The sequence below is a fragment of the Halopseudomonas sp. genome, assembly GCF_036961105.1.
Taxonomy (GTDB): Bacteria; Pseudomonadota; Gammaproteobacteria; order Pseudomonadales; family Pseudomonadaceae; genus Halopseudomonas.
Genome location: NZ_JBALWW010000029.1, coordinates 1 through 14,679 on the forward strand (window position 1 = coordinate 1; position 14,679 = coordinate 14,679).

Below are 14,679 nucleotides of genomic sequence, written 5' to 3' on the forward strand. Positions count from 1 at the left end.
TAGCATCTATCCCTTGGCGCATCGACGCCGTAGAAGGGAGAGGGAGGAGACCATCTCATCGAGTTCCATCTCGGCCATCGGGTTCAGCCATACCACCGCAGGCCGGGATGGAACCCGGCCGTCCCAGGGGCAGGCTTGATCGTTGCTTGATTGTTTTCCGGCTCTGGTCTGGGAATTCAGTCTTGGTCGCGGTGCAGTTTACAGCGGCGACAAGGCCCCATCTTCATGTTCCGCCAGCCACGCAGCGCGGCGCTCCAGCAAGGCGCGGCAGGCGCGTTCGGCGTCGCTCATGTAGCGCGGCAGGTCGCCGTTGAGTAGTTGCTGGTCCTGCATCACGATGCGGCCAGCAACCATGGTCATGCTGACGTCGCCGCCCAGGGCGCCGTGTACCAGATTGTGGTGCACGTTCATGAAGGGGCCGTCGGTGAGGAAGGGTGTCATGCGTGGGGTGTCAGCGCGCACGGCGATGATGTCGGCCTGCTTGCCGGGTTCCAGCGAGCCGATCTGGTCCTGCATGCCGATGGCGCGGGCGCCTTCGATGGTGGCGCTGCGCAGCACGTTCCAGGCGCCGTACGCGGCGGCGTCCATGCAGCGCAGTTTGGCCAGCAATGAGGCGATCTTGATCTCTTCCAGCATGTCCAGATTGTTGTTTTCCTTCTCGCCATCGGTGCCGATGCCCACTGCCACGCCGGCAGCAATCAGCTGCTCGATCGGCGCCGAGCCGCTGGCCAGTTTCATGTTGCTCGACGGGTTGTGCGCGACGCCGATGTTCTTCTCCGCCAGCAGCGCGATTTCGTCCTCATCCAGCCAGACGCAGTGGGCCAGCAGCACCCGTTCCGGCTCCAGCAGCCCGAGGCGTTCCAGTGCGCGAATCGGGCTGCAGCCGAAGCGTTTCATGGCTTCGCCGATTTCCGCTTCGGCTTCGTTCGAGTGGGTGTGCAGGCCGGTGTTGTAGCGCTCGCACATGGCCACCGCGCGGCGGCAGGCCTCGGGGGTGGCGTAGTACATGTGCTCCAGCCCGACCCAGACGTTGATGCGGCCATCGGCCTTGCCGTGCCATTGCTGGATCAGTGCTTCGTTGTCATCCAGGGTATCGAAGTAATCGTAGCCTTCGGCCTCGCCCACGTAGGGCACCATGACCACGCGGTTGCCCAGCGCTTCGGCGGCGCGGGCAGAGCCGGCCATGTGACGCCACATGTCGACCGAGGTGGTGGTGCCCGACAGCAGGCTTTCGCCGTAGCACAGCCAGGAGGCGATCTCGGCATCCTCGGCGGTCAGCACCCGGTGCATGGGATCGATAAACAGCCGCAGCCAGTCCCACACGGGCAGGTCTTCGGCGGTGCCGCGCAGGAAGCCGGAATGGCTGTGGGTGTTGATCAGACCGGGCATGAGTACGGCGCGACCGTAATGGTGGCGCTCGGCATCGGGGGCCTGGGCGAGGATCTCGTTCTGTGGGCCCACAGCGATGATGCGCTGGTCCTCGACCAGCACCGCCCCCTGGTTGATCACGGGATTGTTGCTGGTCATGGGTAAGACAATATCGGCGGTCAGTATCTGCTGACCGCGCTCTGTTGCTGCCTGATTCATATGAGTCCTGAAGATGGCGCGCAGCAGCCAGTGACGGCTGCTGCGTCTGAGGTGGGTGGTCAGGGGGCGGACGGGTTCGCCACCGCCGGGTATTTGGCCATCAGCGCCTTGATCTTGTCGGTGCCGACAAAGCGGGTGGTGAACGCCTTGGTGTAGTCGGTATCGGGCTGTATCAGGCCAATGCTCTTGAGCTGATCGCTGGCAGCTTTCCAGCGCGCATCCTGCATGCTGCCGATGCCGTTTTCGATGGCATCGCCGGAGATCAGAATGCCGCGTTCGCGCATCTCCTTCAGCGAGTTGGCCATTTGTCCCTCGGTCTGGCTTTCGTTCATCGAGGTGATCCGCTTGTTGGTTGCATCGGGCGCGCTGAGATACTGGTACCAGGCGTCAATTGACGCAGTGACAAACTTTTCTACCAGCTCCGGCCGCTTCTCCAGCGTATCGGTGGTGGTGACGATCAGTGTGGAGTAGGACTGCCAGCCATAATCCGAGAGCAGGAAGAGGTTGGGGTCGATATCAGCCTGGCGCACCGCATAGGGCTCCGAGGTGATATAGCACTGCTGGCTCAGGCCGCTGTCGGCGATGAACGGGCCCATCTGGAAGGTATAGGGGCGCACCTGATCGTCGGTATAGCCGTACTTCTGCTTGAGCCAGGGCCAGAATGACTGATGCGCATCCTGCGAGAGCAGAATCGGCTGGCCCTTGAGATCCTCCAGACTGTCGTGGCCGACGCCCTTGTGCGTCATGATCGCCTGCGGATCCTTCTGATAGAAGGCCGCGACCGCGACTACGGGCAGGCCTTCTTCGATTGCCTTGAGCACCTGGCCGCTGGAATGCAGCATGACAAAATCCGCACGGCCGGCCAGCAGCAATTGCAGGTTGTTGACCTGCGGGCCGCCCGGCTGCTGATCGACCTGCAGACCATATTGCTCATAGATGCCGGCATTGGCTGCGTGGTACCAACCGCCATGCTCGGCCTGTGGGAACCAGTTGGTACGGTAGCTGACCTGTTCCAGCGCTGAGGCGGTAATTGGCGCTGCCAGTGCCGCGCTGCCCAGCAGCAGCGCGCCAAATGTGCGGCGCAAACCGCTATATGAAGAAGATGCCGACAATTGCTTGTTCATCAAATACCCCTGCTTGTTGTGGGAAAGTGTTGTGGGCGTTGATGGAACCTGGCTCAGGTTCACTCGTTCATTGCGATGAACTTGTTCTGTTGAAAGTTGACCGGATAATCAGCTTTTAAGTATTGCAATAAAGCCCAAAGCAATAGCTGTGCCATAGGTAAAAAAGCAGTGGTTTGGCATTTCTTGAACAAAGAGTCAGCAAAATAATTGCACCGCCATGCAGCGCATTGAGTGCCCCTGCACTGCAACGGCACAGCAAACCAGGGCCCCGGGAGCCTTTAGTGCGCCTGCCCGGCAGCCAGATCCACCGAGAAGGGCTCGGGCACGATCTGCGCGGCCAACCGCGCCACCCTGGCACCGAGCGCACGGCCGATGGCCAGCTCGCCGGCATCCACCCCCAGGCTGCCGTCAAACCCGGTCACCGCAGAAGCGCCATAGGGCGAGCCGCCACTGCGTGTATGGACCAGTTCGGGCACACTGTGCGGTACGCCCGCCAGCACCATGCCGTGCTGCAGAAACGGCAGCAGCAGGTTGAGCAGGGTCATCTCGTTGCCTGAATGCATACCGCCGGTGGAGGTAAAAGCCGCGCCCACCTTGCCGATCAGCGCGCCCTGGCGCCATAGCGGCGCCACCTCGTCGATAAAGGCGCGCAGCGGCGTGCTCATCAGCCCGTAGCGGGTGGGCGAGCCCCAGATGATGCCGCCTGCCCATTCCAGATCAGCAGCACTGGCCTGCGGCAGGCTGCGGTATTCGGCCTGCGCGGCGATGAAATCGGCGCGTTCGGTGTCCACGCTGAACTCCGGCTCGCTGAGCGCCACGCGGCACAGGCGCACCTCGGCCTGCTCACTGGCGGCCCCTTCGGCGATGGCCTTGGCCAGTGCCAATGTGCTGCCATAACGAGAGTCGACAACGATGCAGATGCGCGACGGTTTCATGGGTTCTCCTCGGGTAATCAGTGGCTGGGCATGGCGCCGACACCTCAATTCGGCGCAGCGGTACGGATTGGCATGCAATATGAATACCTGACCAGCTGGACAATTAAAACCTTTCAGCATCACAGACCCGCACAGAGGAGAGTATCCGATCATGGCGGCACAGCAGCATTCCCCGGCAGAGGGTCTGCCGGTCATCGACCTGAGCCCGATGTTTACCGAGTCGGCCGACGCCAAGGCCGCAGTGGGCAGCGCCTTGCGTGAGGCCTGTCAGCACACCGGGTTCTTCTACATCAGCGGGCATGGCATAGCGCCAGACCTGATCGAGCGAGTGTTTGCGCAATCGCAGGCATTCTTCGGGCAGCCGATGGCAGCCAAGCTGACAACCGACAAGGCGCAATCCAAGGCCAACCGTGGCTATGAAAAGCTCGGCGGTCAGACGCTGGAGCCTGGCATGCCGCCAGACCTGAAGGAAGGCTTCTACATTGGCGAGGAGCTGGCCGCAGATCACCCCCGCGTGCTGGCCGGGCGCTTCAATCAGGGGCCGAATCAGTGGCCAGCGCAACTGCCTGCCTTTCAACCGGCCATGCAGGATTACTACGACGCCATGCTGGTGCTGAGTGAACGCATCATGGCCGGGCTGGCGCTCTCGCTGCAGCTGCCGGAAGGCTTCTTTGCCGACTTCTGCCATGAGCCGCTGTGCACCCTGCGCCTGCTGCACTATCCACCGCAGCCGGCCAAACCGCTGCCGGGTGAAAAGGGCTGTGGTGCGCATACCGATTTTGGCGGCATCACCATACTGCTGCTGGACGACAAGCCCGGCCTGCAGGTGTGGGATGCCAAGGGCGAACGCTGGATGGATGCGCCGCCGATTCCGGGCACCTTCGTGGTCAACCTGGGCGACATGATTGCGCGCTGGACCAACGACCTGTACCGCTCCACCCTGCACCGTGTGGTGAATACCTCCGGCGCCGAGCGCTATTCGGTGCCCTTCTTCTACAGCGGCGCGCCTGAGCACGAGGTGCGCTGCCTGCCGGTCTGCCTGGCAGAAGGCGAAGCGCCAAAATACCCGGCCACCACGGTCGAACAACACTTGCAGGAAATGTATCGGAGAACCTATGTCTGAGCGGCCAACCTTTGTGCTGATTCACGGCGCCTGGGCGGCCAGCTGGGTGTGGGACAGTTTGCGCAGCGTGCTGCAAACCCAGGGTTACGCCGTGGTCACCCCGGATATGCCGGGCAACTCGCGCAACCCTGCCGAGCCGGAGCAGATCAACATGGCTGGCTGCCTGCGCGCCGTGGAAGAATCCTGCGCAGGAATTAGCGGCCCGCTCTTGATCGTCGGGCATTCCGGCGGCGGCGTGATTGCCACCCAGGTGGCAGAAGTCATGGCCGAGCGGGTAGTCGGCGTCGCTTATATCGCCGGTATGATGCTGCCCAGCGGTCTGGGCTTTGCCGAACTCGCCGATGAAGCACAGAAGACTCACCCCGAAGCCGTTGGCATCTGGCCGCATCTGGTTTGGAGCGAGGATCGCCAATCGTCCACTGTGCCGGCCAAGGCAATATGCGATGTGTTCTTGCAGGATCTGCCGCATGAGCAGGCGATGGCGGCGGCGCAGCTGTTCTGCGCACAGCCCGAAGGCACCCGTGCCCTGGTCGCGGAGTGGACGCCGGAGCGCTTTGGCCGCCTGCCGCGCCTGTACATCGAGGCCACGCAGGACAGATCGGTCGTGCTGCCGGTACAGCGGCGCATGCAGCAACTGGTGCCAGGGGCCGAGGTGGTCAGTCTGGATACCGGTCATGTGCCGCAGGTGGTGGCCACCGATGCGGTGGCCGATGCGTTGCTGAACTTTGCCCGACAGCGTTAACAGGTAATTCAGGTAGGGCGCGCAAGGGCAGGACCAAGACGCTCAGCCCCACATGATCGTTCCCACGCTCCAGCGTGGGAATGATCAGTTGCCCGGCAGATAATTCGGGGTTGGGTAGCTCGGCACGGCAGTGCCGTTATGAAGACGGAAAACACTGCACAGACCAAAATCCCGTTTACGCGGGCAAGTAGCACAGGACTGGCGGGGAACAGCCCGAGGACTGTCTGAGCGAAGCGAGTTCCGCAGGGCCCCGTGAGACCGAGCAACGCAGCGAACCCGCAGGGCCGCGTAGTCGGGTGCCCCGGGGGATTCGGGGAAACGCTAATCCATTCCACGCGCCCTCTGGCGCTCAGGCCGGTCCGCAATCAAGGCGTGCTTTCGAAGGCATGTCGGGACCTGTCGAGAAATCACAACGCGGAGTGCGGACCGGCCTGAACGCCCCGCAGGGCGAGCGCTCAAGCATGCATCTGCGGCGTTGCGCTGCTTGCCAATAGAACCACTATTGGCTGCACATCGCGCCTTGCATCTGCATGCTCGAGCACTCGCGGAGGGCGTGTGGAATGGGCTAGCGCTTCCCTCTGGGGGCCGGGCAAGCGGCCCCCCTTGGCTCGCCGTGATGGCGAAAGGCGAGCTGCCAGAGTGCACTTTAATGAGCATTGTAGTGAGCAAAGCAGCGTTCATTCACAGACGGATGACACCGGCAATGCGAATGGACGCTGAGCGTCCAAGGCTGCATTTCCACGCAGAGCGTGGGAACGATCACAAATCACACCTAAGCCACGCGGGCGCACAGGCCCCCTGGTGGCCTGCCTTACCCCTTACTCCGGATAAAGCGCCCGCACAAAACGCAGGTCGAAGGCCTTCTGCCATTCCAGATCAGCCGGCAGAGTTTCAGCCTTGACCATGTCGTTGAAGAAAGCCTGCCAGTGTCCTTCGGTCATGTTGCCGTACTTGCCACCTGCGGCGTCGCCGGCCAGCAGAATGTTGTCTTCCTGCAGCTTGGCGGCGCTGTAGGCCAGCAGGTCGTCCTGCATTTCCGGGTTGTCTTTCTTGATCAAGGCGTTGGCGGCCGCCGGGTCCTTGAAGTAGGCGGCCCAGCCTTCTGCGGTGGCTTCTACCATGGCCTGTACTACCTCAGGATTGGCATCGACCATTTTCTGGGTGGTGTCCAGGGTGCAGGCGTAGGCAGCCCAGCCAAAGTCGGCGAGCAGCAGACTCTTGCCCTTCACCCCGGCCTTGTCGAGAAAGTAGCCATCGTTGGTGACATAGCCTTGCTGCACCGCTTCAGGGTCGGCGATGAAGGGGCCAAAGCTGTAATCGTAAGGGCGCAGCTGATCGTCGCTGAAGCCATACTCGGCCTTCATCCACGGCCAGTAGGCAACCCGCCCGGCTGTGGGCATGCGAATACCCTTGCCTTCCAGGTCGGCCAGATCATTGATGCCGGCGCTTTCATGCACGACCAGGGTTTGCGGGTCCTTCTGGAACCAGGCCGCGACCGTGACCATGGGTATGTCCTGCTTGACCGCGTTCAGCGTCTGCAGTGCGTAGCCCATGCTGAAATCGGTCTTGCCGGCCATCAGCAACTGCACGTTGTTCACCTGCGGTCCGCCCATCTTGATGGTCACGTCCAGGCCGTGTTTCTCATAAATGCCCGCAGCCTTGGCAGCGTACAGCCCGCCGTGTTCCGCCTGTGCGTACCAGGTGGTGGTGACGGTAACCGGCGTCAGGTCGGCAGCGCTGGCGCTGGCCGCGCTGAAGCCCAGGGCAAGCGCCAGGGCGCTAATTTTCAATCGACTGTGTTGCATGGGTAATGCTCCTGTCATGGTCAATCAGTAAGTCGCGTTGAGGCGTTCAAGCAGGTGGTCGCCGGCGCTGATGGGTGCATAGCGCGGGGGGTTGTCGGCATCGCTGCAGGTGCTGATGCAGCGGATGTCGGCGCTGTGATTGGGGTGGCAGAAAAAGGCGATGGAGTAGCGCTCGCGGTTGCTGGAACCCAGGTTGACCCGGTGCGGCGTGGAGCAGAACACGTGGTTGGTCCAGCGCTGCATCAGGTCGCCGGTATTCACCACCACGGTGCCGGGGATTGGCGTGGCGGCAATCCATTCGCCCGCGCGGGTGCGCACCTCAAGGCCGCCGGCGGCATCCTGAAACAACAGGGTGATGCTGCCGTAATCGGTGTGCTCGCCCGCCCGGCTCTCTCCGCCCTGGGCGCTGAATCCGTCCGGCAGGGCCGGATAATGCAGCAGCCGCAGGGTGTGGTGATGCTGATCGTGGGCACTGACGAAAAAGTCTTCCGGCTGCTGCAGTGCCAGGGCAAAGGCTTGCAACACGCGGTCGGCGGTGGCCACGCACTGCTGCAGAAAATCTTCCATTTGCGGGCGGAAGGCGGGCAGCTCGGCGGGCCAGAGATTGGGTGCCGCACCGGGTTGCTCCGGCGCCAGATTGAAGGCCTCTTTGAGATCGCCGGGCTTGCTGGGGTCGAGCCGTTCGCGGCGCACACCCACGTAGCCCCGGTTGCTCTCGGCGTTCTGCCAGGCCACCGCCTGCTTGGCGTCGTCGTTCAGGGCAAACAACGCCTGCGAATCCGCGAAAGCCTGCTGCAGCTTGGCAGCGGGCATGCCGCAGCCGGCCAGATAAAAGAAGCCCCAGTCGCTGCTGGCCTGACGCATCTGCGCCGCCACCGCCTGGCGATCCGCCGGGCTGCCGTTGATAAAGGGTGCAAAGTCGATGACCGGTATCGAGGTCGTTTCTACTGCCATACTCATGTCTCCCACAGGTTTCTGATAAAGCCGCCAGCGGCGCGCCTTGCTGCACGAGGCCCCGGTTTAGCCTTCAAATCCCTGGCAGGACGACATGACTCATAACCTGACCAACTAATCAGTTATTGAAAAGCAAAGGCTGTGCCATAGAGTGCCTGTGTTACGTGAAGCGCTATCTGAAACGGACTGCTTCCCACCCCGCCTTAGGTGGTGCGGTTGGCGCTGTTGGTTGAGATGGTACGAGAACTTCCCGGGTAGGACTTGCGAGCCAGGGCTTCTGCGTACCTGCCGCTAGAGTGCGGCAGTGTTTCCTGGGACGGCCGTGTTCATCCCGGCCAGCGGTGGTGATGCTGCAAACTGTTGGGCGAGAAGTCACCCGTTCATTTCAGGTAACAAGGGTCAGCAGTCGTCAGGCTGGCCAGCCTTGGTGCAACACTGCTCAGCACGCGCCAGACAGGTGCAATGGGCGCTGATTTAGGGTGTTTTGCAGCCTTTTCAGCGGCCCTGAAATTGCATGCGCAGCAAGACTTTATTTTCTGTCCTATTGGTCAACTAATTTTTGAAGAAGGGTGGTTACATGGCAACAACGCTACTGCTGAAGAACGCACTGGTGATCGGCACCATGGATGATGAACTGCGCGAGATTGCCAATGGCTCGGTGTTTATCCGTGGCAACAAGGTAGAGGCCGTGGGGCCGGCCAGCGAGCTGCCGAGCGAGGCCGATGCAGCTGATAAGGTCATCGACATGACCGGCCACGTGCTGATCCCCGGCCTGATCAACACCCACCACCACATGTTCCAGTCGCTGACCCGTGCCCTGCCCGCCGCGCAGGATGCCGAACTCTTCGACTGGCTGACCGCGCTTTATCCGGTCTGGCAGAACATCACCCCACAGATGCAGCGCGCCGCCACCCGCACGGCCATGGCCGAGCTGATGCTCTCGGGCTGCACCACGGCGGCGGATCACGCCTATCTGTATGTGAATGGCACGCGGCTGGATGACAGCGTGCAGGCCGCCGAAGAAATGGGCATGCGCTTTCATGCCGCGCGTGGCGCCATGAGTCTAGGCCAGAGCAAGGGCGGTCTGCCGCCGGATGCCGTGGTTGAGGATGAGCGCGCGATTCTCAAGGAAATGCAGCGGGTGGTCGAAGAGCTGCACGACAGCAGTCCCGACGCCATGATCAAGGTCGCGCTGGCGCCCTGCTCGCCCTTTACCGTGACCACCGAGCTGATGCGCGAGGCTGCGGCGCTGGCCCGTTCCTACGGAGTGGGTTTGCATACCCACACCGCAGAAAACAGCAAGGATCTGGCCTTCAGCCAGGAGCGCTACGGTATGACGCCGACCGAGTACACCGAGTCGGTCGGTTGGGTCGGCGCCGACGTGTGGCACGCCCACTGCGTACACCTGGACGACGCCGGCATTGCGCTATTCGCCCGCACTGGCACCGGCGTCGCCCACTGCCCTTGCTCCAACATGCGCCTGGCCTCCGGCATCGCACCCATCCGCAAGATGCGCGACGCCGGCGTAAAGGTCGGTTTGGGGGTAGACGGCAGCGCCTCGAACGACACCAACAACCTGCTGGACGAGACGCGCCAGGCCATGCTCTCGGCCCGCGTACGCGATGAAAACCCGTCTGCCATGAGCGCCCGCGAAGCCCTCTACATAGCCACCCGTGGCGGCGCCGAAGTGCTTGGCCGCGCCGACATGCTGGGCCGCATTCAACCCGGTTACTGCGCCGATATCATCGCCTTCCGCACCGACGACATCGCCATGGCCGGCGCCTTGGTTGATCCCCTGGCGGCGCTAGTGTTCTGCACGCCACAGCGGGTGGCGCACAGCATCATCAATGGGCGGCAGGTGATAGAGGATGGGCGGCTTTTGACGCGGGAGATTCCGTTGATTATTGAGGAGCATAATCGGCTGGCGCGGGAGTTGGTGATGGGGAAGTGAGTGGCGCTGGTGCGCTGGCTGCCGGCAAGCTGTCTGACCGCTGACCGCTGACCGCTGACCGCTGACTGGCTGATGACTGCCAGGCTCCTGATCGTTGACTGATCGTTCCCACGCTCTGCGTGGGAACGCAGCCCCGGACGCTCCGCGTCCATACCACCTCTGCCTCACTGATCGTTCCCAAGCTCCAGCGTGGGAGTGCCTCTGGAGACGCTCTGCGTCGGTATCGCGCCGCTGCGGCGTGATCACATCAGCCTTTCGCCCTGATGGCGAGTCACTTTTCTTTGCGTGGCCAAAGAAAAGTAACCAAAAGAAAGGCCACCCCAACTACGCGGCCCTGCGGGTTCGCTGCGTTGCTCGGTCTGGCGGGGATGCTCGCAAACTCGGCGCTGCGCACCTCAGACACCGCGAGCACCCTTTTCCCGCCAGCCCTGCGCTACTCGCCCGCGTAGACGGGGATTTGGGTCCGTGCATTACTCACATGCTTTGTCAGGCTTCCTTATCTCTGGCGTAAACCCAAAAGAATGTTCATCTGCCCCTAATTACGTGCTTAACCATCGCTATGACTTTACTTCGTGTGCTCTTTTGCTTGAGAAATAATAGCCAGTAACGCTGCCAATTAAAGTGGTACAAAATGCCATTACTTCATGAAAATATGGGCTTTTAATGATGCCAAAAGAAAAGACTAGGAAAAGCGATAAAGATACTAAAAGAATTGAAATAATTGGCTGAGTGCGATGCGTAAGGCGATAAGTCAATGTGTCTGTTTTACCTAAGCCGCCGCAGGTGCCGCAGGCGAGTCCAAAGTATTGCCCTTTCTTTAACTCATTTTTCTTTACACAAACTGCACAGCTCTCCCCTGCCGATACTGAGTTACAAGTGCCTGTGCCAGCACAATGCGCGCACTGGTGAAGGTGTTCTATTTTTTCGTTCAATGCTGATTTCCTTTCTTTTAGGGTGATGCCGCGCCCGCGGTTAGAGCGCTGCAGCAGCTCCGAGATGCTAGGCGCTGGAATAAGTCAAAGCTCGAAAGTAGGGTCGGAGAGCCCATATAGGGGGGGGCGGAGAAAATGCTTATCTAACCCAACTATGTATGTGTCAATTATGTGCTGGTTAATCGTCATTTTGATCGAACTCCATCATACGTTGACGGTGGTCCTTCAAGGTTTCTCGTTCTTTCAGATATTCTCTTTGCCTTTCTTCATATTGTTCCTTGTCAGGTCGAGCGCGCTCTGAAATCTCGTCTGTGTCGAGGCTTTTTAAATACCGCTCTAACTCTTCGATGGTCTCGATGGTTTCAACAACCTCTTCCTTAGTTGGTTCAGAGCGGCCATGTGCTGACATATTTCTGATGTGCCGCATCGTCTGAATTTTCAGTAGGAGCTGCTCTGGCAGGTCTATTCCATAATGAGCTAGACGCCCCCGCGTCAGCTCCAGCATGAATGGTCGCCGCCTACCAAAATCCAACCCAGCTTCAGATAGGAAGGCTTCTGTCTTTTTTTCAAAATATGACCAAGCAGAGAGAAGCGCTCCTAAGGGGTGAATTTTAGCAAGCTCCTGTAGCTTTTCGAGCTCCTGATCATTTGATGGGTTGCTTAAGTTATAGACAGCGAAGTCTTGCTCCTCAGCAAACTGTGAAATGATCTCGTCGTATTCTTGGCCATAGTGCTTTTTGAGAACTTGCTTAAAAAACTCTTGCGCAATGTTCATGTAAAAAATACTGGTGAGCTCGTTTGGCGACCCAAATCGATGTTGGAGTGCGTTACGCTCATCGATGAGTAGCTCCACCTTATTAAGAAAAGGCATCTCGATCCCATGTTTTTCAAACGCGGACAGGCAGCCCTGTATCGTGATCGTTTCTTTAGGGTTCTTGTAAATTGACTCGCCTGAGTCAAGCACCAAGTCCTTTAATATCAGTTCGATAGAGTTAGCGAGATGGAGGATCACCAGCTTCCGGTCAAGCTCCTTCTTACCGTTGTAATGTGACAACGAGTGCCCAAGCAGCTCCATTGCGCTTTGAAATAAAGGTGACTCTATTGCCACAAACCCTCCTTAATGACTAACGTTTGGTTAAGGAGAGGGCTTTAGCCCGTCCCAGTGAGCGAAGCGAGCGATTCCAGCCACTTGTTAGCCATGTTTATGGCCATCACCCCAGAAAGTCTGAGCAAACCCTGCATCATCTGCCAAAAGTAGATTCATCTTGCTAGTAAATTTTCTTCGTCCAAGGTCGCCATACTTTATGATTATTGGTATTTCTGCACCTGGTTGCCAAGAGCCTTCCTGCTGGCCTAAGTGACCGAACGCATTGGAAGTGGATTTTCCATTGGCAAGTACAGGGATTCTAATACCATCAAAAAAGCACCGTTTAGCATCAATCGGAAATTCTATGTCAGGTGAATCTCCCGAGAGTGCAGCTTTCACGTTAGCCTCAGAAGCGATTATTCGGATATTTATTGCTGGGCGATTGCCGACATTTTCTATCAAGATATTTAAGGCTATTCCAGCGTTTCCACCCGCAGCAGTGGAAACTCTTGCATAAATTATAGGACGGTTTGTATGGCGCCATGAAAGTATAGAAAATGCTAAGGACACGGCAGCAATGCCGACGGATATACCGCTGACTAATATTGGTATCATCAGTGTCTTAGGCTCCATTTTTTTATGGCTAACGCCCGCAGCACGGGCAAAATTGTAGCGCAGCGAAAATTTTGTCCCCGTGCCTGCGATTGTTAGGATTGCCCATCGAACAAATCTGTGTCGCCTATGACTTTGAAACTCCGAGGGTCAACTAGATATGCCGACCGAGGGGTTACATGAAGATCACCATAGCATGCAACTGGAAGCTTGGGCTTATGGGCTCTAACGGCAGCCCAGTAATCATCTAGTCTTAGCTGGATGGAAATGTTCTTGGTAGTTCCGTTGACTAATGAGGCTACTCTTATTACACCATAATCTTCAGTAGGCTCATGATCCATTCTTATTACCAAGCCGTATGCCTCGTAGTTTTTAATGACGAAGTTGCCCTTAAAATATTCTGATGCCGTATCTAATATTGGAATGTGTCTCGAAAGAAATTTATGACTTTTTATAATCTCTTGAGAATCCCTTTCGGATGCAGCAAGCTCTATCGAAATCTCCACATCACGACTACGTGCTGATCCACTGATACCTATGATGGCGTCGCAAAGATTTGCACTTACTCCACTTGAAATCGCCTCTTCAAAATAAAGCAGATTTTTCGTTTCCTCGTATTTTTCAATAGCAACACTGGTTGCCTGCAAGCTCCTCGCGAGATTATTACTTATTGATCGAGTAATGGAGCTATCAGCTTCAGGAATATCTATTTCAGAAAAATGAATGATAGGCGCTATAATATTAACTATATAGCTACCCCGCTCTGTTTGCCCGAACCTTAATGTGTCTAAAAATTCTTTCACTGCTGAAGGCCAGCTACCAGAATAAAACCTCTTCTTCTTGAATGCGGAAAGGCTAGATGAAACCAGCAAATCTTTTGCTTTTTCAAAAAGTAAAACACCGTCGTCAATAGGTATAGCACCGCCATCAACATCTGGACTCATAACCCGGATTTTCACTATGTCAGAGTCAAAATTTATTACATCTTCAATTATCTTGGTAGACGACCGCCCTTCAAATTCGGATAAAACTTGAATCGCTTCATACATTCTTTGCGAGTAGTCGCGAAGGTTTTCGTCTAAAGGTTGAACGATTTCCAATTCGAAATACCGTTCTTCCGGCCGATGCCATATTTTTGCTTTATCATTTATAGCGCCATCCTCGGCCCAGCCGCATGAATACAGATACTTCTCAAGGCGGCTCGGAATAACGTCTTTTATGAATAGTCTTAAGTCGAGGGAATTCATGCGACCTCCCTCGTACTGGCTACATTCATTAAATAAATCATGCTTTGCGAAGTAAGCCGTTGAGATCTGGGAATACTCAGCGTAATTGAAGTACTATTCTTCACAGCAGGCATACTACCCAGTGAGAACCAATAACAGCAGTGCTTTATTGTGCTATAAGTAGACTGATGGACTAACCAGTCTTCGCAGTTTGGCGGAACAACTAACACAAATAAGTATCTTGGGCATAGTACATCTTCGCCTCTCAGGTCATTGTAATTTTTCAATGACAGTGAAAACTTTAGAAAATCTTCATCCCCCTCATCATTAGCGGTACATTTCAGCTGGACGTCAATTTGAGGATTTCGAATACCAGTTCGGTAGCCTCTACCCCGAATAATGACGTCTATACTGTCATCATCCACATCAGGCTTGGCGCTTCTCAGGCCTGATTGAGCTGCCAATGCTTTCACGAAGGCTTTGCTGAATAATTCTTTTTTTTGATTATCATCCATCTGTAAGCTCGTATCCGAAAAGTCCTAACATCTAAGCATTTGAACGGCGTGCGCAGCATGCCGTTCAAATGCCTGTTGGACTAAGC

At 57.5% G+C, this 14,679-nt stretch carries 13 protein-coding genes; 3 read left to right on the forward strand and 10 right to left on the reverse strand.

All coding sequences use genetic code 11. The features are described 5' to 3' along the window. Window positions 1-198: 198 nt before the first annotated feature. From V7756_RS17855 to wrbA, 3 genes are all read right to left on the reverse strand, one after another. Window positions 199-1,587, reverse strand: coding sequence for an amidohydrolase family protein (locus V7756_RS17855; RefSeq protein WP_335611556.1), 1,389 nt, complete (start codon window positions 1,585-1,587; stop codon window positions 199-201). 59 nt (window positions 1,588-1,646) lie between these two features. Then, window positions 1,647-2,711 (reverse strand): ABC transporter substrate-binding protein, encoded by a 1,065-nt coding sequence (locus tag V7756_RS17860; RefSeq protein WP_335611557.1) that lies wholly within the window; start codon window positions 2,709-2,711, stop codon window positions 1,647-1,649. A 278-nt stretch (window positions 2,712-2,989) separates the two neighbouring features. Then, on the reverse strand, window positions 2,990-3,646 hold the full coding sequence (wrbA, locus tag V7756_RS17865) for an NAD(P)H:quinone oxidoreductase (protein ID WP_335611558.1): 657 nt from the start codon (window positions 3,644-3,646) through the stop codon (window positions 2,990-2,992). Between the two features lie 151 nt (window positions 3,647-3,797). Between wrbA and V7756_RS17870 the strand changes: the two genes are divergently transcribed. Together V7756_RS17870 and V7756_RS17875 are read left to right on the forward strand one after the other, a co-directional pair. Then, entirely contained in the window at window positions 3,798-4,769 is a 972-nt protein-coding gene (locus V7756_RS17870; protein ID WP_335611559.1) for an isopenicillin N synthase family dioxygenase, read from the forward strand. After that, a complete protein-coding gene (locus V7756_RS17875) occupies window positions 4,762-5,511 on the forward strand; it encodes an alpha/beta fold hydrolase (RefSeq protein ID WP_335611560.1) in 750 nt (249 codons plus the stop codon). The genes V7756_RS17870 and V7756_RS17875 overlap by 8 nt, the downstream gene beginning before the upstream one ends. A gap of 818 nt (window positions 5,512-6,329) precedes the next feature. On the opposite strand, the gene V7756_RS17880 is transcribed toward V7756_RS17875, so the two are convergent. Together V7756_RS17880 and V7756_RS17885 are read right to left on the reverse strand one after the other, a co-directional pair. Continuing rightward, window positions 6,330-7,316 (reverse strand): ABC transporter substrate-binding protein, encoded by a 987-nt coding sequence (locus tag V7756_RS17880; RefSeq protein WP_335611561.1) that lies wholly within the window; start codon window positions 7,314-7,316, stop codon window positions 6,330-6,332. 24 nt (window positions 7,317-7,340) lie between these two features. After that, entirely contained in the window at window positions 7,341-8,270 is a 930-nt protein-coding gene (locus V7756_RS17885) for an isopenicillin N synthase family dioxygenase (protein WP_335611562.1), read from the reverse strand. A gap of 577 nt (window positions 8,271-8,847) precedes the next feature. On the opposite strand from V7756_RS17885, the gene V7756_RS17890 reads away from it, so the two are divergent. After that, entirely contained in the window at window positions 8,848-10,221 is a 1,374-nt protein-coding gene (locus V7756_RS17890; protein ID WP_335611563.1) for an 8-oxoguanine deaminase, read from the forward strand. 557 nt (window positions 10,222-10,778) lie between these two features. On the opposite strand, the gene V7756_RS17895 is transcribed toward V7756_RS17890, so the two are convergent. From V7756_RS17895 to V7756_RS17915, 5 genes are all read right to left on the reverse strand, one after another. Then, window positions 10,779-11,153: a molecular chaperone DnaJ gene (locus V7756_RS17895; protein ID WP_335611564.1), complete on the reverse strand. Its 375-nt coding sequence runs from the start codon at window positions 11,151-11,153 to the stop codon at window positions 10,779-10,781. 178 nt (window positions 11,154-11,331) lie between these two features. Further along, window positions 11,332-12,261 carry a hypothetical protein gene (locus tag V7756_RS17900; RefSeq protein ID WP_335611565.1) on the reverse strand — a complete coding sequence of 310 codons (930 nt, stop codon included), beginning with the start codon at window positions 12,259-12,261 and terminating at the stop codon, window positions 11,332-11,334. 84 nt (window positions 12,262-12,345) lie between these two features. Then, complete coding sequence (locus V7756_RS17905) at window positions 12,346-12,855, reverse strand: hypothetical protein (RefSeq protein WP_335611566.1); 510 nt, start codon at window positions 12,853-12,855, stop codon at window positions 12,346-12,348. A 92-nt stretch (window positions 12,856-12,947) separates the two neighbouring features. Next, window positions 12,948-14,099, reverse strand: coding sequence for a hypothetical protein (locus V7756_RS17910; RefSeq protein ID WP_335611567.1), 1,152 nt, complete (start codon window positions 14,097-14,099; stop codon window positions 12,948-12,950). After that, window positions 14,096-14,593, reverse strand: coding sequence for a DUF4365 domain-containing protein (locus V7756_RS17915; protein ID WP_335611568.1), 498 nt, complete (start codon window positions 14,591-14,593; stop codon window positions 14,096-14,098). Before V7756_RS17915 ends, V7756_RS17910 begins: the two co-directional genes overlap by 4 nt. Window positions 14,594-14,679 lie beyond the last annotated feature (86 nt).